General features: G+C 42.3%; 15 protein-coding genes and 1 tRNA gene. 12 read left to right on the top strand and 4 right to left on the bottom strand.

The annotated features are described in order from the left end of the window. Positions 1 to 19: 19 nt before the first annotated feature. A complete protein-coding gene (locus tag ACT3TU_RS00975) occupies positions 20 to 1,015 on the top strand; it encodes an adenosine deaminase (protein ID WP_192522888.1) in 996 nt (331 codons plus the stop codon). Here the strand turns inward: ACT3TU_RS00975 and ACT3TU_RS00970 are convergent. Next, a complete protein-coding gene (locus ACT3TU_RS00970) occupies positions 1,010 to 1,831 on the bottom strand; it encodes an SIR2 family NAD-dependent protein deacylase (protein ID WP_444783937.1) in 822 nt (273 codons plus the stop codon). The two genes, ACT3TU_RS00975 and ACT3TU_RS00970, sit on opposite strands and share 6 nt — an antisense overlap. Positions 1,832 to 1,866: 35 nt before the next feature. On the opposite strand from ACT3TU_RS00970, the gene ACT3TU_RS00965 reads away from it, so the two are divergent. Both ACT3TU_RS00965 and nhaC read left to right on the top strand, forming a co-directional pair. Beyond that, positions 1,867 to 2,232, top strand: coding sequence for a hypothetical protein (locus ACT3TU_RS00965; protein WP_192529492.1), 366 nt, complete (start codon positions 1,867 to 1,869; stop codon positions 2,230 to 2,232). A gap of 209 nt (positions 2,233 to 2,441) precedes the next feature. Beyond that, positions 2,442 to 3,911, top strand: coding sequence for a Na+/H+ antiporter NhaC (gene nhaC, locus ACT3TU_RS00960; protein ID WP_444783936.1), 1,470 nt, complete (start codon positions 2,442 to 2,444; stop codon positions 3,909 to 3,911). Between the two features lie 145 nt (positions 3,912 to 4,056). Here nhaC and ACT3TU_RS00955 read toward each other — a convergent pair. Beyond that, positions 4,057 to 4,133 (bottom strand) — tRNA-Arg (locus ACT3TU_RS00955). Positions 4,134 to 4,511: 378 nt separating this feature from the next. Here ACT3TU_RS00955 and ACT3TU_RS00950 point away from each other — a divergent pair. From ACT3TU_RS00950 to queF, 4 genes are all read left to right on the top strand, one after another. Continuing rightward, positions 4,512 to 5,189 (top strand): c-type cytochrome, encoded by a 678-nt coding sequence (locus tag ACT3TU_RS00950; protein WP_192528804.1) that lies wholly within the window; start codon positions 4,512 to 4,514, stop codon positions 5,187 to 5,189. Between the two features lie 317 nt (positions 5,190 to 5,506). Then, the gene (locus ACT3TU_RS00945; RefSeq protein WP_192522883.1) at positions 5,507 to 6,454 is read left to right on the top strand and encodes an ABC transporter ATP-binding protein; all 948 of its coding nucleotides are present in this window, start codon (positions 5,507 to 5,509) and stop codon (positions 6,452 to 6,454) included. Between the two features lie 160 nt (positions 6,455 to 6,614). Beyond that, positions 6,615 to 7,388 (top strand): ABC transporter permease, encoded by a 774-nt coding sequence (locus tag ACT3TU_RS00940; protein ID WP_192522882.1) that lies wholly within the window; start codon positions 6,615 to 6,617, stop codon positions 7,386 to 7,388. 27 nt (positions 7,389 to 7,415) lie between these two features. Further along, positions 7,416 to 8,282 carry an NADPH-dependent 7-cyano-7-deazaguanine reductase QueF gene (queF, locus tag ACT3TU_RS00935; RefSeq protein WP_192522881.1) on the top strand — a complete coding sequence of 289 codons (867 nt, stop codon included), beginning with the start codon at positions 7,416 to 7,418 and terminating at the stop codon, positions 8,280 to 8,282. A 194-nt stretch (positions 8,283 to 8,476) separates the two neighbouring features. On the opposite strand, the gene ACT3TU_RS00930 is transcribed toward queF, so the two are convergent. Further along, the gene (locus ACT3TU_RS00930; protein WP_444783935.1) at positions 8,477 to 10,195 is read right to left on the bottom strand and encodes a proline--tRNA ligase; all 1,719 of its coding nucleotides are present in this window, start codon (positions 10,193 to 10,195) and stop codon (positions 8,477 to 8,479) included. Between the two features lie 600 nt (positions 10,196 to 10,795). On the opposite strand from ACT3TU_RS00930, the gene ACT3TU_RS00925 reads away from it, so the two are divergent. Next, a complete protein-coding gene (locus tag ACT3TU_RS00925; protein WP_444783934.1) occupies positions 10,796 to 11,545 on the top strand; it encodes a DUF4230 domain-containing protein in 750 nt (249 codons plus the stop codon). A gap of 65 nt (positions 11,546 to 11,610) precedes the next feature. Here ACT3TU_RS00925 and ACT3TU_RS00920 read toward each other — a convergent pair whose 3' ends face one another. After that, positions 11,611 to 13,266 carry a cryptochrome/photolyase family protein gene (locus tag ACT3TU_RS00920; protein ID WP_444783933.1) on the bottom strand — a complete coding sequence of 552 codons (1,656 nt, stop codon included), beginning with the start codon at positions 13,264 to 13,266 and terminating at the stop codon, positions 11,611 to 11,613. A 230-nt stretch (positions 13,267 to 13,496) separates the two neighbouring features. Between ACT3TU_RS00920 and ACT3TU_RS00915 the strand changes: the two genes are divergently transcribed. The 4 genes from ACT3TU_RS00915 (at position 13,497) to trpA (ending at position 17,297) form a co-directional block, all read left to right on the top strand. Then, complete coding sequence (locus ACT3TU_RS00915) at positions 13,497 to 14,168, top strand: phosphoribosylanthranilate isomerase (protein ID WP_444783932.1); 672 nt, start codon at positions 13,497 to 13,499, stop codon at positions 14,166 to 14,168. Between the two features lie 163 nt (positions 14,169 to 14,331). Then, positions 14,332 to 15,606, top strand: a complete 1,275-nt coding sequence (gene trpB, locus ACT3TU_RS00910; protein ID WP_444783931.1) for a tryptophan synthase subunit beta — start codon at positions 14,332 to 14,334, stop codon at positions 15,604 to 15,606. Between the two features lie 84 nt (positions 15,607 to 15,690). Beyond that, entirely contained in the window at positions 15,691 to 16,401 is a 711-nt protein-coding gene (locus ACT3TU_RS00905; protein WP_444783930.1) for a hypothetical protein, read from the top strand. 77 nt (positions 16,402 to 16,478) lie between these two features. Beyond that, positions 16,479 to 17,297 (top strand): tryptophan synthase subunit alpha, encoded by an 819-nt coding sequence (trpA, locus tag ACT3TU_RS00900; protein WP_444783929.1) that lies wholly within the window; start codon positions 16,479 to 16,481, stop codon positions 17,295 to 17,297. Positions 17,298 to 17,534: the final 237 nt, after the last annotated feature.

The following is a 17,534-nucleotide window of genomic DNA, read 5'->3' as shown; positions in this document are numbered from 1 at the left end:
AAGCGATGACCGGACCACTATGATTGATCTAATAAAGAAACTACCAAAAGCGGAATTGCATTTACATATTGAGGGCTCATTAGAGCCTGAGCTTATGTTTAGGCTGGCCAAAAAAAATAACATAGAAATTCCCTATAAAGACATAGAAGATGTACGCAATGCTTATAACTTCACCAATCTGCAAACCTTTTTAGATATCTATTATGCGGGTGCAAACGTCTTGATTACTCAAGATGATTTTTATGATTTGACCTGGGAATATATCCTTAAGTGTGTCGAAGACAATGTCATTCATACCGAGATATTCTTTGACCCGCAAACGCATACGGCAAGAGGGATTGCTTTTGAAACCGTGATTACTGGTATCAAAGAGGCGTTGGCTGATGCTAAAGAAAAGTACGGCATTACTTCTTGCATTATCATGTGCTTTCTGCGGCATTTATCGCAACAAGAAGCATTTGAGACGTTAGACGAGGCGCTAAAATTTAAAGACGATATTATTGGTGTTGGTCTTGACTCTGCAGAATTGGGCAATCCTCCTTCGAAGTTTAAAGAGGTCTTTAAACAGGCAAAAGAGGCAGGTTTTAAATTGGTCGCCCATGCTGGCGAAGAAGCTGACTTTACTTATATTTACGAAGCCCTAGATTTACTAGAAATTAATAGAATCGATCATGGCGTGCAATCTATAAAAAGCGAGGCGCTGATGCAACGCTTAAAAGACGAGCAAATGCCGCTGACAGTTTGTCCAAACTCAAACATCGAGTTAAAGGTATTTGAAGATTATAAACAACACAATATCAAAGAGTTGTTGGACTATGGCTTAAATGTCAGTGTCAATTCTGATGATCCTGCATACTTTAAAGGGTATATGAATCAAAACTTTATAAATATATGCGAAAGCTTGCCACTGACAGAAGACGATATCATCACGTTGGTGAAAAACTCTTTTAGATCTTCATTCATCAGTGATGAGTTAAAAAAGGAATATTTAGAAAGAGTTGATTTGGCTTTATAATAGGGGCTGTATAGAAGACAATGCAGTGATTTTTTGCATCAGCAAAGACATAATAATACCGGCTTTTTCTGCTAAGGTGATATCCACGATAGTATTTGGCGTGGGATTTGGGTTTATCTCAATGATGATGGCGCCATTTTTTTTTGCTAATTGTGCCAGTCCAGCAGCAGGATAAACGAGGCTTGATGTACCGATACTGATAAATACCTCGCAATTTGCCGCCGCTTCTTCTGCCGTCTGCCACGCTTGTACTGGTAATGCTTCCCCAAACCAAACAATATCAGGACGAATATAACCGCCGCAGTGTTGGCAGGTAATTAAATCCTCATCAAAAACCATGTCATTTTTGCTATTCGCTAAACGATTTGAATGGTTTTCATAAGTCGTATCACATTGGCTGCAACGATTCTGCCAAAGATTGCCATGTAAATGGGTCACGGTGCTGCCAGCTTGCTCATGTAAATCATCAACATTTTGGGTAATAAGCGTCAATTGCTGATGGTTGTTTGCTGCATGTTGCTGCCATTGCGCCAAGGTAGTATGGGCTGGATTTGGTGTTTTATCCGCGACCAACTGTCTACGCCACTGATACCATGACCACACCAGTTTTGGATCGCGAGCGAAAGCATCAGGTGTGGCCAAGTCTTCAGCCGCATAGTTTTCCCACAAACCCGTTTGCTTATCTCGAAACGTTGGTATGCCGCTTTCTGCGGAAACGCCTGCGCCAGTCAAAATACAAATACACTTTTTGTCTGCCAATATTTTGGCAGCGCGTTGTACTTCTGCTATTAACGCTGGTGATAATTCTGCTAACATAAGCTAACCCTTGTTAATAATGGATATATCTTCTAATGATAGACGGAATTTGGTGGCTTGTCATATTGATAGCGGTCGTTGTTGGACTATGGTTTTTTGCAAAATCGCGCGCGCCCAATCACGCTGATAAGCGAGATATAAAATCGAAAAATAAAAAAACACCGGTAAATGATGCGCTACAAAAAACAGCAGAGGTGATTAAGCAGCACCTTCCTGACTATCGAGTAAAGCGTAAAGCCCATCATTTACTGATTATTAAGAAAAATAAAAAAATTGCGATGATTACTATTGATAAAAAGCTTGCTATAGGGCAGCGCCGTTTGGGTGAAGTGCCGGTGATTAATTATCATCATGTGCCTAGCCGCACCCAGTTGGCTGGCAATCTGCAGGAAGCAGAGTAGGTTATAGCAGTAGCACGTGGTTATTAACATATCGATTTTATTTTGAACTGACTATAAGCTTAATAAGTAAAGATAGTTGCCATTTTCTTAGTCATGATAAGCTGCTTTTCGCGTGATTAAGTGGCCGAGTTTGTTTCTACGGTTTATTCAGTGTGACTAAAATATAAGAACTTAATCATCTGTAGATAATTAAAAAAGGGCAGTTGCAAATGAATGGCTATGGCAAAACTCAGGAATTTAAAAAACCTTCTTTTAAGTTGGCGGCGCTGGCGTTACTGTCGGTCATTTTTAGCCTCGTTTTATGTATCATGATTTTTAAAACCGTATCGATACAAGTAGGTTTGCTGCTCGGAATGGTTTTTGTCACCTTAATATCCAGAACCTTGGGCTATAGATTTAATGATTTAATGGTGCTGATGCAAAAGAGCATCGGAGAATCGACCTTTGGCTTATGGTTTTTTATTGCGATTGGTGCAATTATTGCGGCATGGATGGCAGCGGGGACCGTTCCGGCTATTATTTATTATGGCTTGGGGTTTATTTCACCCACTGTTTTTTTGCCAGCTGGGTTTATCTTATGTACGATAACCGCGTTGAGTACCGGTACATCGTGGGGAACTGTCGGCACGGTAGGTATTGCCCTCGTAGGCATCGGTCAGGGTTTGGGTATTCCGCTGCCCATAACGGCGGGTATGATTATATCTGGCGCGATTACCGGAGATAAGATGTCTCCGGTTTCTGATACGCCAAACCTCACTTCAATGTCTGCAGGGGCGGATCTGTATGAAACGCTCAAGGCCATGATGCAAACGATAGCCCCTGCTTTTTTTATTACTTTAGCGTTGTTTGTATACTTAGGTTTCCGCTATGGCTCGGATGATGCGAATTTGAGTATCATTAATGAAACGCGAAGTGTGTTAGCAGCTAACTTTAATTTAAATCCTATTGTTATGCTGCCGATAGCCATTCTTTTGACCTTAAATGTTATCAAATTTCCCTCTTTACCATCTATGACGATAGCGGTGATTAGCGGTTTGGTGGTCGCGGTTGTCTTTCAGGGTGCTAGTGTGCCTGAGGCGTTAGAGTTTTTAAATGCAGGGTTTGAAATCTCTACCGGTTCGGCTTATGTAGATCCCATATTAAATCGTGGTGGCATCCAAAGTATGATGTGGACATTTTCGGTGGCATTTATGGCGCTGTCATTGGGGGGTATTTTAAGTAAAGTGGGCTATATGGAGACATTGATCGCTGGGCTGGTGAGCAGAGCCAAAACGGTTGGCTCATTAACCTTGCTTGCTATGATATCTTCAATGACCTCAACGGCAGCATTTGGTGAGGCGTATATGTCCTTTATTTTAAATGGTGAACTGTTTAAAGAGCAGTTTGACAAGGTTGGGCTAAGCCGGGCGATGCTGGCGCGTATCGTCAGCGAAGGGGGATTGATGATGGCACCCGTCATGCCGTGGACCACGTTTGGCGCATTTGCAGCAGCAACGCTTGGTATTAGTGGCTTTGCGTTTGCGCCATACGCCTTTATGAGCTTTTTAAGCCCAATCATATCCGTGCTGATGACTTATTTAGGGTTAGCCGTCGTCTGGAATAATAAGAAAAATAAAGGCATAAAAAGGTTTGAAAATGTCGACCTTTCTGATGAGCCTGTTTTTATAGCAAAACAATAACCTTCAAGCGTAGTTTTAAAGTAAGTTTTGCACTAAATAAAGGTGCTACTAGGTAATGACAAGTAATATTGAAAGACTGTATATGTTGATATTAAAGGGTTTTAGAGGTAAGAGGTAATGCTGGGGAAGGGCGAAATACGATGATTGGTGCGCTCGGCGGGAATCGAACCCACGACCCTCGGCTTCGGAGACCGATACTCTATCCAACTGAGCTACGAGCGCATAATAACGGATTGGCTTTATTTAGTGTGCAAATGAGCACAGTAAGCAGTACTACTTAACGACATGAGGTTTCGAGAAGTAAAACATCGAAAAATAAAGACCGCTTAGTCTAACAAATAAAAGCCATAATGCCAATGAATGGAGGCGGTTATTGAGGTTTTTTAAGAAAAAACACCATAGTCGACAAACAAGCATGGCAATCTACCTGCCTTTTCCCTTATAATGTCAGGGAGAATTCATATTTATATTCACCGATTACAAGTGTGCTTGCATGTGGGATGGCTGTTTGCTATTGATAACCGCTTGGTTATCAAAGGAGGACAGACAGAATGTCCAAGTCGTGCAAGCCTTTGTACATGTAATAAGAGAACGTGACGAATGAGAAAAGTAGTTATGTTATCGGCAGCTGCCATTCTAGGAATCGCTAGTATCGCGGTGAGCCAAGCTGAAGATGTCGCAGATACCCCTGTGACCGTTTCTGATGTTGCAGAAGGGCAAGAGGTTGTTGAAAACGCACCTGAAAAACTAGGTGACGACACCCAGGCTGCTGCAGATACCACCGATGGTGCTGCACCTGCTGACGAAACAGCAGACGCAGAAGCCACGGCAGAAGATGCTGAAGTCGAAGAAACGGCTTCTGCCGCGCCTGCCACTGAAGAAGAACCCATTCCAGAAGATACGCCACAAGTGCAAAAGCTGATTGCTTTGTATCCTAACTTGATTGCTCGTATTCAACCGGTTGGCAAAGTATGTTTTGAAGATGACGAAGTTTGTGACGTTACCGCCCGCTCTTCTGGTCCGTCAGCGGGTGATGGTCCTCGTGACGGTAAAGCGGTTTATAACGCAGTATGTCAAACTTGTCACGGGTCAGGTTTACTTGGCTCACCAAAATTTGGGGACGCAGCCTCTTGGGCTCCACATATTGCTAAGGGTGAAGCTACCTTATATGACCATGCTATCAACGGCTTTAACGCTATGCCAGCTAAAGGCGGTGCGGATATTCCTGATGAAGAAGTCCAAAACGCGGTAGATTACATGGTTGCTGAATCCAGTTAGTATCTGCTATTTAATCTAAAATAGTAATTGGTTAGTATGTTCATGTATCAAAAGCTTAAGAGTCGATAAAATATTTATTGGCTCTTATCTTGCTTCTAGATTAGAAAGATAAAAAGCGTCTATCTCATTAAATGTGATAGACGCTTTTTTGTGGCTGATGATTGGTATTACTAATATCGTACTTATAGCATGCTGACGTTGAAATCTCTCAGCACTAGCCTCACATTAAGACACGAGACCAACCATTATAAGAATTAATTTTTCCAAATTTGCTTTCTACATTTTTATGTAGATTCATCATTAATAAAGAGGTATTCATGTCTGAGGTGCCAGCGCTATCTATTCAGAACTTATCTAAAACCTATGGTAACGGGTTTTCGGCATTAAAAGATGTCAGCCTCACGGTGCCGCAAGGAGGATTTTTTGCGCTACTTGGGCCAAATGGTGCCGGTAAATCAACGATGATTGGTATTATTAGCTCCCTATTTAAGCCGACAGCGGGTAGTGTGCATATCTTTGGTACGGACTTGTTGGCTGAACCTTCAAAAGCGAAGCAGTTTTTGGGTATAGTGCCGCAAGAGTTTAACTTTAATCAGTTCGAAAAGGTTGAAGACATTCTTATCACCCAAGCAGGCTATTTCGGTATTGCGGCTAAGGAATCTAAACCGCGTGCAGAGAGATTGCTTAAAGCATTGGGCTTATGGGACAAGCGTGATAATAAAGCTCGTGAGCTATCGGGCGGTATGAAGCGTCGACTAATGATTGCGCGCGCTCTGATTCACAAGCCTCGGTTATTAATATTAGATGAACCGACCGCTGGGGTTGATATTGAGCTGCGCCGCTCGATGTGGGAGTTCATGCAGCAGATTAATATTGAAGAAAAAACCACTATTATCCTAACCACGCATTATCTTGAAGAGGCTGAGCAGCTCTGTAAACGTATCGCTATTTTGGATCATGGCGAAATCCGTATTAATACGGAAATGAAGGATTTACTGGCGCAGTTGTTGGTCGAAACCTTTGTTTTCGATTTGGCGACCCCGTTGACCCATCAAATAACCCTAGCGGGAGTGACCGATACGCTACAGCCAGATGATCTGACGCTTGAAGTGACACTGACAGAAGGCGAATCACTGAACGGTGTCTTTGAGCAGCTATCTAAACAAGGTATCACCGTTGCCAGTATGCGCAACAAAGCCAACCGCTTAGAAGAGCTGTTTATGCGTCTGGTGGATAAAAGCCTACACGAACCTTTGTCTTCATAGTAGATATTGATAGGTTTTGTTCTTTATAAATAACTCACTTTTATATCTAAAAGCGCTTTGAAATATTATTAACGATAAATATAGTAACTATATAGGCAACACTGGGCGCAATAGGCAGGGCTTTGACTCTGGCGCACAGAATGCTTAGGAGAGATAACGCATGAACTTCGCACAACGCTGGATTGCTTTTCGCACCCTGCTGATTAAAGAAATTCGCCGAATACTACGAATCTGGCCACAGACATTACTGCCACCAGTCATTACCATGAGCCTATATTTTGTCATCTTTGGTAAGATGATAGGCCCGCGTGTGGGAGAGATGGGCGGTGTGCCATATATGCAATTCATCGTGCCTGGCCTGATTATGATGGCGATTATTACTAATAGCTATTCTAACGTGGTATCCAGTTTCTTTAGTGCTAAGTTTCACTCGAGCATTGAGGAGCTGCTGGTTTCTCCAATCTCTAAACATGCTATTTTGACCGGTTATATCAGTGGCGGTATTTTCCGAGGATTGGCAGTTGGGGTCATTGTCTTTATCGTGGCACTGTTTTTTACTAAATTGGGTATTGAGCACTTATTCATTACTTTATTTACGGTCATTGGTACCTCAGTTCTATTCTCACTTGGTGGCTTTATCAACGCCGTATTTGCCCGCTCATTTGATGATATTTCTATCATTCCAAGCTTTGTATTGACGCCTTTAACCTATCTTGGTGGGGTGTTTTATTCGATGGAAAACTTATCATCATTTTGGCAGAATATCTCGTTATTGAACCCTATTGTTTATATGGTCAACTCGTTCCGTTATGGCATTCTCGGCTATTCTGATGTCAATGTTTGGTATTCGATGGCAGCTATATTTGCGTTCTGTGTCATATTTTATACCATTGCCTATCGCTTACTGAGTGATGGTTCGCGTATTCGTTTATAAATTCAATCTTAATATTAGGAATTACTTATGAGTATCCACGGTATTTTAGGCGAACAAACCACCGATTATCCAACTGAATATAGCCCAGAAACCTTATATCCAATTGCCCGTAGTATGGGGCGCGATGTCATTGGCTGGCAAGATGATAAGTTAGAGATCGGTGTCGACTGGTGGCATGCCTTTGAGCTGTCATGGTTAAATCAGCAAGGCATCTCGCAGGTTGCTATTGCACGCTTTGGGATTCCAGCCAGTTCGCCTTTTATCGTTGAGTCAAAATCGCTCAAACTGTATTTAAATAGTATTAACTTTACCGAATTTGATAGCTGGGAAGTCGTGCAAACGCTGATTGCTAAAGATTTATCGGCCTGTGTCCAAGCAGAAGTAACAGTTGAGTTGTTTGGCTTAGATGACGACTTGCATGATAAGGTGTCAGGATTGTTGATTGCTCAGCCTGATGGTATTTGTATTGACGATGCGCTTGCAAACAGCAGTGAGAAGGTCGCGTTATGTGAGCACCCCGATGCGTCATTATTGAATAGCATTAAGGCGAATAGTACTAACCAACAGCAGCCCTATACTTTCTACTCTAACTTGCTACGTAGTAATTGTCCGGTGACCAATCAACCAGATTGGGGCACATTGGCAGTGTCGATTACCAGTAACAAGGTTATCGATGAAGCGAGTATGCTGCGTTATATATTAAGCTTCCGTCAGCATAATGGCTTTCATGAGCAATGCGTCGAGCAGATATTTTCTGATTTGAGTCAGTATTATCAGCCAAGTAAACTGATGGTTCGGGCTTGGTATACGCGCCGTGGTGGTATCGATATTAACCCTTGCCGTGTGAGTGATATAAGCTTGTTACCAGAGCCAAGCCGTTTGATTCGTCAGTAGATAAATATTTATACCAAACCTAAAAAGTAAGATTAGCTGTGTCAAACTCGTTTAGTCTACAGTACGTAGTACTTGCACTCATTTTCCTTGCTACTCTAATTTTTGTGAATGGTATTATTTCGTCAGTCATAAAAAAGCGCCTATCTCATTAAATGAAATAGGCGCTTTTTATTATACAAAATTTACGAGTAGAATTACTTCTTACTTACTTTGGCCAATACTTCTGCACGGCTAAGCATTTGTTTTTCTACTTCACGGCGATTGACGTATTCGTACTTGTCTTCAGCAAGGTTGCGGTCAGAAACCACGATACGATGCGGAATACCAATCAATTCAAGGTCAGCAAACTTGACGCCTGGACGCTCGTTACGGTCATCAAGTAGCACATTAACACCTTGAGCCTTTAACTCTTCATACAGGGCTGTTGCCGTCTCCATAACCGTGTCTTCTTTAGACTTCATCGGTATGATAGCCATTTCAAATGGTGCGATAGAGTCATCAACATTGGGTGTAATTGGCCACATAACGCCATTTTCATCGTTGTTCTGCTCGATAGCAGCAGCGATAATACGGCTAATGCCAATACCATAACAGCCCATCATCAAGGTAACTGGTTTGCCATCTTCACCCGAAACTTTACAGTTCATAGCTTGCGAGTATTTATCACCCAGTTGGAAGATATGACCGACTTCGATACCGCGTTTGATTTTTAAGCTGCCTTTACCATCGGGAGATGGGTCGCCTTCTTGCACGTTACGCACATCGACGATACGTGTGATACGGGTATCACGTGCCCAGTTCATGCCAATGGTATGTTTATTGACTTCATTAGCACCCGTCACAAAGTCGGACAAGGTGGCTGCCGAGCGGTCAACGAAAACAGGCATGTCTAAATCAACACCGATATAACCTTTATGCAAACCAGCAGCTTTTAGCTCTTCATCAGAGGCCAATGTCAGAGGCACATTGGCCTCTTCGATTTTTTCGGCTTTGATGGTGTTTAGCTGATGGTCACCACGTAGGACAACGGCAATCAATTGAGGCTTTTCGTCTTCTGTATGACCGTGGACGATTAGCGTTTTAACCGTCGTCGCAAGTGGTATGTCTAAATGCTCAGCAACCATTTTGCAACTGGTCATACCTTCGGTTAAGACGTCCTCACGCTCCATTTTTGGTGACTGACGTTCAGCGATGCTCACTGATTCAGCAAGCTCAACGTTGGCAGCATAATCAGAAGAATCAGAGAAGGCGATATCGTCTTCACCACTATCTGCTAGTACATGGAACTCGTGCGAGGCAAATCCACCAATAGAACCAGTATCTGCTTGTACCGCGCGGAAATCTAAACCCAAACGGGTAAAGATGCGGGTATAGGCGTCATACATATCATGGTAAGTCTTGGCCAAAGACGCTTGGTCAACATGGAAAGAATAGGCATCTTTCATGGTGAATTCACGCGCACGCATCACCCCAAAACGTGGACGAATCTCATCGCGGAATTTATTTTGAATCTGAAAGAAAGTAATCGGTAGCTGTTTGTAGCTACGTAGCTCACCTTGGGCGAGGTTAGTGATGACTTCTTCGTGGGTGGGACCCAGTACAAAATCACGGTCATGACGGTCTTTGAAACGTAATAGCTCAGGGCCATAGTCGTCAAAACGCCCAGTGATCTGCCAAAGCTCGGCAGGCTGAGTCATCGGCATGAGCACTTCTTGGGCACCGACGTTTTGCATCTCTTCGCGAACGATGCGCTCAACCTTTTGTAAAATACGTAGCCCCATGGGCAGCCAAATATATAACCCAGAAGCGATTTTACGAATAAGACCGGCGCGCACCATCAATTGGCTTGAGGCGATATCGGCATCACTTGGGGTTTCTTTTAGGGTGGCAAATAAAAATTGACTGGCTTTCATAAATAAAGCGTAACCTTATCAACGATAAAAAAATAAGAAATAGTAGGATGTTGAGCGTATGGCTAATCGTTTCATTGCCGCCGCAAGCTTACCTTTATTACTTCGCATTAACCTAGGAGATATCCTAGCAACTAAACTACTTATCAACTAAAGTGCTTATAAAAAGCAGATAAACAAAACCGTTCTCTAACAAGGGAAGGGTTTTCGATTGACTTATCAATATATCGAGCGGTTAAATAGATAAGTGTCAGGGCAAAGTGCCTGATAAATATATCTATACTGACCTTTTATCAATACAATCTGTCTATGTTAGGTAAAGTTGCTCTAAGACGCAATGACTTTTTGTTTTTTCAGTCTAAAGGCGCTTAAAACCCATCAATATCACTGTAAATACTTATTCAGATTGTTCTAAGAAGACTTTAATAAAAAAGCTGATGTAAGCTAATAGCGCGTTTGTTAACTTAGGATGTAGAGGGAGCTTTGTGCAAACAGGTGTGTGGATAAATGGTAGTAACTACTTGAAATTGCTGTAAAGAAATATCATTAAGTACTTAGGAATTACGCATTTTATGCTAATAATAAAACAATAAGGTAGTTTACATGGCTAACCCTAATAACCGCCCTCCGATGAGTGATAACTCAGTTAATCGCCAGCAAGCCAAAAAACCTGTGGCCATGATGTCTTGGGTGGTATTGCTTATCGGTCTAGCAGCTATCGTCTTTGCGATTTATAGTGTGCAGAATGGTACCAAAGATGAGCCGGTAGAAACCATCACTCGTGAGGGTGTGGTGATGCAAATTCAGAAGTTAAATCGTTTAGAAACGGTCGCTTTTAGCGTGGATACTGTTATAACGAGCCAGCGCCCAGGGAGCTGGATGAAGCTGTGGCAAGACGAGCAAAAAGGGTTGTTTATCGCCCGTGGGCGCGTGGAGGCGGGTATCGATTTGAGTGCATTGACGCCTGATATGGTGCAAGTGGTACAACCTACCGAGTCTGATGTAGACAATGCTGCGCCTGCTGATGCTAATAATCCCATTTCTATTATGCCGAAAATCAATATTACTTTACCGCCATCAGAAATATTTTCGGTTTATCTAGATGATATCGAGATTTATGATTGGCAAACGGGTGCTTTTGGTATGATGCAAGTTGATCCAAAGATATTACAACAAGCCCAAAGCATGGCCAAAAAAGAAGTGCTTGAGCGTGCATGTCGTGGCGATGTAATGAATATGGCATTACAAAATGCACAAACTCAGTTGCAACAACTATTTTCATTAACTGGTGCGGTGGTTACCGTAACCACTCAAGGTGCTGGCGCGTGCCAGATGCCAACCACAAACTCATAACTCTGATGAGTATTTATACAATAGGCTTTATATCGAATCCAATCGTATAAAGCCTTTTTTAGTGCTTACTTTTTAAATTCAGCAATTGCCAATTGCCGTGCGACCTTATGCTCGACTATAGGGACAGGGTAGTTGAGCTTACCAAATAGATCATTGTTGGACTTATTGTTTTCAATAAGTGCTTTACGCAGTTTCTCTTCTGAGTGCAGTATTTTGCTAGGAACCTCTTTTAATTCCGGTAGCCAGGTTTTAATAAATTCGCCATCAGGATCATGGCTTTTGGCTTGGCTAAAGGGGTTCATAATACGGAAGTAGGGCGCAGCATCGGTACCTGTTGATGCGCTCCATTGCCAGCCACCATTATTTGAGGCAAAGTCACCGTCTATCAGCTGCTGCATAAAGTAACGCTCACCTAAGCGCCAATCAATCAATAAATCCTTGGTCAAAAACATCGCTGTGACCATGCGTAAGCGATTGTGCATAAAGCCTGTGGCATTGAGACAGCGCATTGCCGCATCGACTAATGGCACGCCTGTTTTACCTGTACACCACGCCTCAAAGTCATCCTGATTATATGACCAATCAATTTTGGCGTCGGTTTCATGTTTATAGGCTTGATGGCGAATCAGCTCAGGTTTATTCACTAGCACATGACGATAAAAGTCTCGCCAAGCCAGCTCACTTATCCAGCGGTTGATGTCATTGTTATTAACGCTATCAGAATTATTAAGGGTGCCGCTATCATTGCTATGTGATTTTTCCAACGCTTTGGTGGCTTGTAAATAGCAAAGTCTGGGACTAATCGACCCAATAGTAAGATAAGCAGATAACTGACTGGTCGCCTGCAAGCTTGGTACATCACGACTGATATCATAGTTATTGATATCTTCAGCGATAAACTGGTCTAATCGGTGACAAACAGCTACTTCGCCAGCAGGATACGTTTCTCGTGCGTGATTCAGCTGAGCGTCCCTATCAATATGCTGGTAGGCTTTATTATTCTGTAGTGGTTTCTGATAGTCATTGACTACTATGTTACTGATACTTTCTATTTCTTTGATAGTGTTTGCGCTGGCTGTTGTTAATTTTATATTAGCTTTATGATCCTTATTTACTACTGGGGCGTGATGTATTTGAATGCTGCCAACATCCAAGGTATGACGCCATTTGTTATAAAAAGGCGTAAATACTTGATACATGCTGTCATCATTGGTAGTGATGGTTTGCGGCGGCAAGATACATTGGTCGTGCCAGCGGATAAATTCGATATCAGATTTGGCAAGTTGTTTGGTTAGTTCGTCGTCTCGTGCAATCTCATTGCCTTCATACTCATGATTGGCCATTACGCAGCTGATATTATTTGCGGTACATAATGCGCTTAGCGACTCCACGCAATCAGCAAAACGCTCGCAGACCTGTACACTCAAGGTGATATTTAATTGTTTTTGCAGAGATTTCGCTAGGATAGGTAGCGTACGCGCGATATGATCAAGCTGGGTCGACGACATGTCATGGGCTTGCCATTGCTTGGGAGTGAGAAAGAAAACAGCACTTACCAAAGCATTATTATCATTTGCGCGCTCGCACAGTGCCGCCAATGCGGTATTATCATGTAGCCTCAAGTCACGGCGAAACCACATCAGATAATGCGGTGGACTTGCGCTGGTATTTTTATTATGGCTGTTGGTATTATTAATCGCTGTCGACGTGGTTTTAGACATTCATAAGTCCCTATATTAATCAATCGCAATCATAAACAAAACTATGAATAAAAGTATGCTAGGATAAGTTTTTGGAAGCAATTGATTTGCTGTTCCATTAACAAATTATCATCATATAGAATGTTTAGCTTTGGCAATTAGCACTTGGTCTCACTCAGTTTAGCAAAGCCGATATAACCATATCATTAATTTAACCATTTCATATTAAGTATCATATCTAAGGTCATATCATGCACGTTAAGTTTTGCGGGTTTACCCAGCCTAGTGATATTAAAACTGCTGCCCAGTTGGGCGTCGATGCGGTTGGCTTAGTGTTTTACCCTCCCAGTCCGCGCGCTGTCACCATCGAGCAGGCGCAATTGCTAAGCGCTTCTTTGCCGGCATTTATAAGTGTGGTGGCTTTAGTAGTGAATATGTCACGAGCAGAGCTGATAGAGCTCGCAAACCGTGTGTCTTTTGATATCATTCAATTCCACGGTGATGAAACGCCTGAACAATGCCAGCAGTTGGCAAGTGCGGTCAATAAACGCTGGATAAAAGCGTTGCGTATTAATACTGAACAGCATACTGCTGCTAGTGTCAGTGCCCAGATTAATGAGTTTGCTGCCGCCGGAGCGAACAGTATCTTGTTGGATGCTTACCATCCCCATAAATATGGCGGCACAGGTGCGCGTTTTGATTGGAGTCTATTACCGCAAGACAGCTCGCTACCGATTATTTTAGCGGGTGGACTTGATGCCGATAATGTCGCTGCTACATTAGAGCTGTCTGTTTATGCCGTCGATGTCAGTGGCGGGATTGAGCTTGAGAAAGGTAAAAAAGATGCGGAAAAAATGCGCGCTTTTATGAAGGCTGTAAAACGTGACCGATGGCAAAACGAGACGGTCACTGACGCCCTCTAAGCTATTTGCTATATTCAGATATTATTTGGTCGTTATTCCGATATTCTGCTTAACCCTTATATTTATTGCTATCCCTGTATTGCTGTATCTATTAATTGTTATACCCATAATTTTATCCCCTTATTTATTCTAAAAAATACCACTTATTATAGTAGGAATTACCATGAGTCATGTCGCTAATAAAGATTTAACTGACGCTGCAAAAGCGATCAACAGCTTTACCAATCCAGAAGACGTCCAAGATTTTAACCAGTATCCCGATGCTCGTGGACATTTCGGTGTGCACGGTGGACGTTTTGTTTCTGAAACCTTGATGGCTGCGCTTGAAGAGCTAGAAGCGCTATATACCAAGGTCAAAGCGGATCCAGAATTTTGGGAGGAGTATCACAACGATTTGGTCAATTATGTCGGTCGGCCAACCCCGCTTTATCATGCCAAGCGTCTCAGTGATGAAATTGGTGGCGCGCAAATTTACTTTAAACGTGAAGATTTAAACCATACTGGCGCCCATAAAGTGAATAACACCATCGGCCAAGCCTTACTGGCTAAAATGTGCGGTAAAAAACGCATCATCGCCGAGACTGGCGCAGGACAGCATGGCGTAGCGACTGCAACCATTGCCGCACGTTTGGGACTTGAGTGTATCGTTTATATGGGTGCTGACGATGTCGAACGCCAAAAGATGAACGTCTATCGTATGCGCTTACTTGGTGCAACTGTCGTACCTGTCACATCGGGTTCGCGTACGCTTAAAGACGCGATGAACGAAGCGATGCGTGATTGGGTGACCAATGTCGATACCACCTATTATATTATTGGCACCGTTGCTGGCCCGCATCCTTATCCGCTACTAGTGCGTGATTTCCAAGCGATTATCGGTAAAGAAGCACGTATTCAGCATTTAGAAAAAACCGGTAAATTACCAGATGCCTTGGTCGCTTGTGTCGGCGGTGGCTCGAACGCTATTGGCTTATTCTTTGATTTCTTAAATGATACTGAGGTCAAAATGTATGGCGTTGAAGCAACCGGTGACGGCATTGAAACAGGTCGCCATTCAGCGCCATTAGCCGCTGGTCGTATCGGTGTCTTACACGGTAACCGTACCTATCTAATGGCAGACGATGAAGGACAAATTCAAGAGACGCATTCTATTTCAGCTGGTCTTGATTACCCTGGTGTCGGTCCTGAGCACAGCTTCTTAAAAGATATGAAACGTGTCGAATATGTTGGCTGTACCGATAAAGAGTCATTAGAAGGTTTTCATGAAGTGACGCGTAAAGAGGGCATCATCCCTGCACTCGAATCTGCTCATGCCGTTGCTTATGCATTGAAGCTGGCTAAGACAATGACCCCAGATCAGACCATTATCGTTAATATGTCAGGTCGCGGCGATAAAGATTTGCACTCGGTGATGAAGGCGGAAGGGATTGAGTTGTAAATTACTACGATTTTAGAGTTCCTATCATTCTAATCTACTTTAGTTCCATTATTAACTTGAGAGTTATCTAATATTGAGGGTACGGTGAGTCATAATTTATTTGAGCTCGATAGTTTTCCAGATAAGCTAACACTTAGCCTGCCCTTGAGCATTAATACGCTACTGCCTAAGAAAGAACTAAAGTTTTTTCAAAGTGAAAAGTTTGTTGATAGTATGCAACTAGCTTTGCTCTCGGTAGTGATCGGCTTTCTTTTGTATCTAGCAGAGAGGTTCTTAGGTAGTAATGATCTATTAAAGGTTAAGTCCATTTTTGTTATATGTAGTATGTTCATGTTATGGCACATATTTTCTCATTACTTAGCATTTCGTAAAGAAAAAGGCCAAAACTTACCTAGTAAATATATGGCAAAAAATATTGATTGGCATTTAGAACCTATCCTGTCTATTACCTCTGATGAATTAAGAGTCCTCTCAAATAGTCACCGTAAAGAGAGAGTGATTTGTTTTGATAATATAGATGAAATTGTTTATAACATTGAAAAAGATGATAGTGGTATTTCAGTACTCTACAAGCCTAATACCAGTGAAAGGTTCGAGGATAATATTATTCCTGACTCACTTGATGGGGATGGCTTATCAGAATTTATACTATTAAAGTCAACGCTTGGAAGTTATGTTTTAAACGATAATTCAGACAATCATTATCAGATTCATAGAATACAAGTAGCGTTATTATTAACTCATATACTCTATAACCGTACCGAACAGTTAGATATCGACTGGCAAGGTTATTAGGTTATTAGTAGAGAGAATATGTGTGTTACGCGACTCAATAATAAAAGATTAACTGTAAATTAAATTAAGAGACCACTATGACCCGTATTGAAAGCACTTTTGAAACGCTAAAAGCACAAAATAAAAAAGCCCTGATTCCTTATGTCATGGCAGGCGATCCTAACCCTAGTAACTTCGTTGGTTTGCTGCATGATTTAGTCAAGCACGGCGCAGATATGATAGAAGTTGGCTTACCGTTTTCTGACCCAATGGCAGACGGTCCAACTGTTGCGCTGGCAGGCGAGCGAGCGCTAGCTGCAGGCACCAGTACACGTGATGCACTAAAGATGGTCGCAGAGTTCCGTCAGCAAGATAAAGAAACACCTATCATTCTTATGGGTTATCTCAATCCCGTTGAGATTATTGGTTATGATAACTTTGTCGCTTTATGCGAGCAATCAGGCGTCGATGGTATTTTGATGGTTGATTTGCCGCCAGCCGAAGCAGGTAGCTTTACCCAACATTTAACTGACCATGCGATGAATGAGATTTTCTTATTATCGCCAACCACTTTGCCTGAGCGCCGTGAGCAAGTATTGACCCATTGCGGTGGTTATATTTATTATGTGTCGCTTAAAGGCGTCACCGGTTCGGCAACGTTGGATACCGACGATGTCGCTACCCAGGTACAAGCCATTAAAGCAGAGACAGACTTGCCAGTATGTGTCGGCTTTGGCATTCGTGATGCGGCATCAGCCAAAGCGATTGGTGCCCATGCTGATGGTATTATTGTTGGTAGTGCCTTGGTACAAAACTTTGCTGATATCGATGCCAGTGATACTACGGCAGTGGCTAATGCGCAGCAAAAAATTATGGCAAAAATGGATGAGTTACGTGGCGCACTTGATAGTTTATAATCGCCCGCCCAAATAAATCGGCAAGTTATCGTCACAATATTTAGTACCGTATTTATAACAATGTTTATAAAGACATGGGTAAATGGCTTTGCTAAAGTTAGTTTACGTGTGTAAACTAACATCACATATAAATTGTTACAGTTACGCATAACCGCTCTTTATAACTGATGATGTTATAAGGGTATGTGACTTTTAAATTGATTTTTATAAACGGACTTCTTAGGGACAGGTAACTAA

Origin of the sequence: Psychrobacter sp. AOP3-A1-26 (genome assembly GCF_052378235.1) — a bacterium.
Taxonomy (GTDB): domain Bacteria; phylum Pseudomonadota; class Gammaproteobacteria; order Pseudomonadales; family Moraxellaceae; genus Psychrobacter.
The sequence above is the reverse complement of the archived record's forward strand: the minus strand, read 5'-3'. Positions and strand labels throughout refer to the sequence as shown.

Bases quoted from the DNA above. Each gene is read 5' to 3' on its own strand.
- ACT3TU_RS00975 (WP_192522888.1), top strand. From the start codon at position 20: ATGATTGATCTAATAAAGAAACTACCAAAAGCGGAATTGCATTTACAT.
- ACT3TU_RS00970 (WP_444783937.1), bottom strand. From the start codon at position 1,831: ATGTTAGCAGAATTATCACCAGCGTTAATAGCAGAAGTACAACGCGCT.
- ACT3TU_RS00965 (WP_192529492.1), top strand. From the start codon at position 1,867: ATGATAGACGGAATTTGGTGGCTTGTCATATTGATAGCGGTCGTTGTT.
- nhaC (WP_444783936.1), top strand. From the start codon at position 2,442: ATGAATGGCTATGGCAAAACTCAGGAATTTAAAAAACCTTCTTTTAAG.
- ACT3TU_RS00950 (WP_192528804.1), top strand. From the start codon at position 4,512: ATGAGAAAAGTAGTTATGTTATCGGCAGCTGCCATTCTAGGAATCGCT.
- ACT3TU_RS00945 (WP_192522883.1), top strand. From the start codon at position 5,507: ATGTCTGAGGTGCCAGCGCTATCTATTCAGAACTTATCTAAAACCTAT.
- ACT3TU_RS00940 (WP_192522882.1), top strand. From the start codon at position 6,615: ATGAACTTCGCACAACGCTGGATTGCTTTTCGCACCCTGCTGATTAAA.
- queF (WP_192522881.1), top strand. From the start codon at position 7,416: ATGAGTATCCACGGTATTTTAGGCGAACAAACCACCGATTATCCAACT.
- ACT3TU_RS00930 (WP_444783935.1), bottom strand. From the start codon at position 10,195: ATGAAAGCCAGTCAATTTTTATTTGCCACCCTAAAAGAAACCCCAAGT.
- ACT3TU_RS00925 (WP_444783934.1), top strand. From the start codon at position 10,796: ATGGCTAACCCTAATAACCGCCCTCCGATGAGTGATAACTCAGTTAAT.
- ACT3TU_RS00920 (WP_444783933.1), bottom strand. From the start codon at position 13,266: ATGTCTAAAACCACGTCGACAGCGATTAATAATACCAACAGCCATAAT.
- ACT3TU_RS00915 (WP_444783932.1), top strand. From the start codon at position 13,497: ATGCACGTTAAGTTTTGCGGGTTTACCCAGCCTAGTGATATTAAAACT.
- trpB (WP_444783931.1), top strand. From the start codon at position 14,332: ATGAGTCATGTCGCTAATAAAGATTTAACTGACGCTGCAAAAGCGATC.
- trpA (WP_444783929.1), top strand. From the start codon at position 16,479: ATGACCCGTATTGAAAGCACTTTTGAAACGCTAAAAGCACAAAATAAA.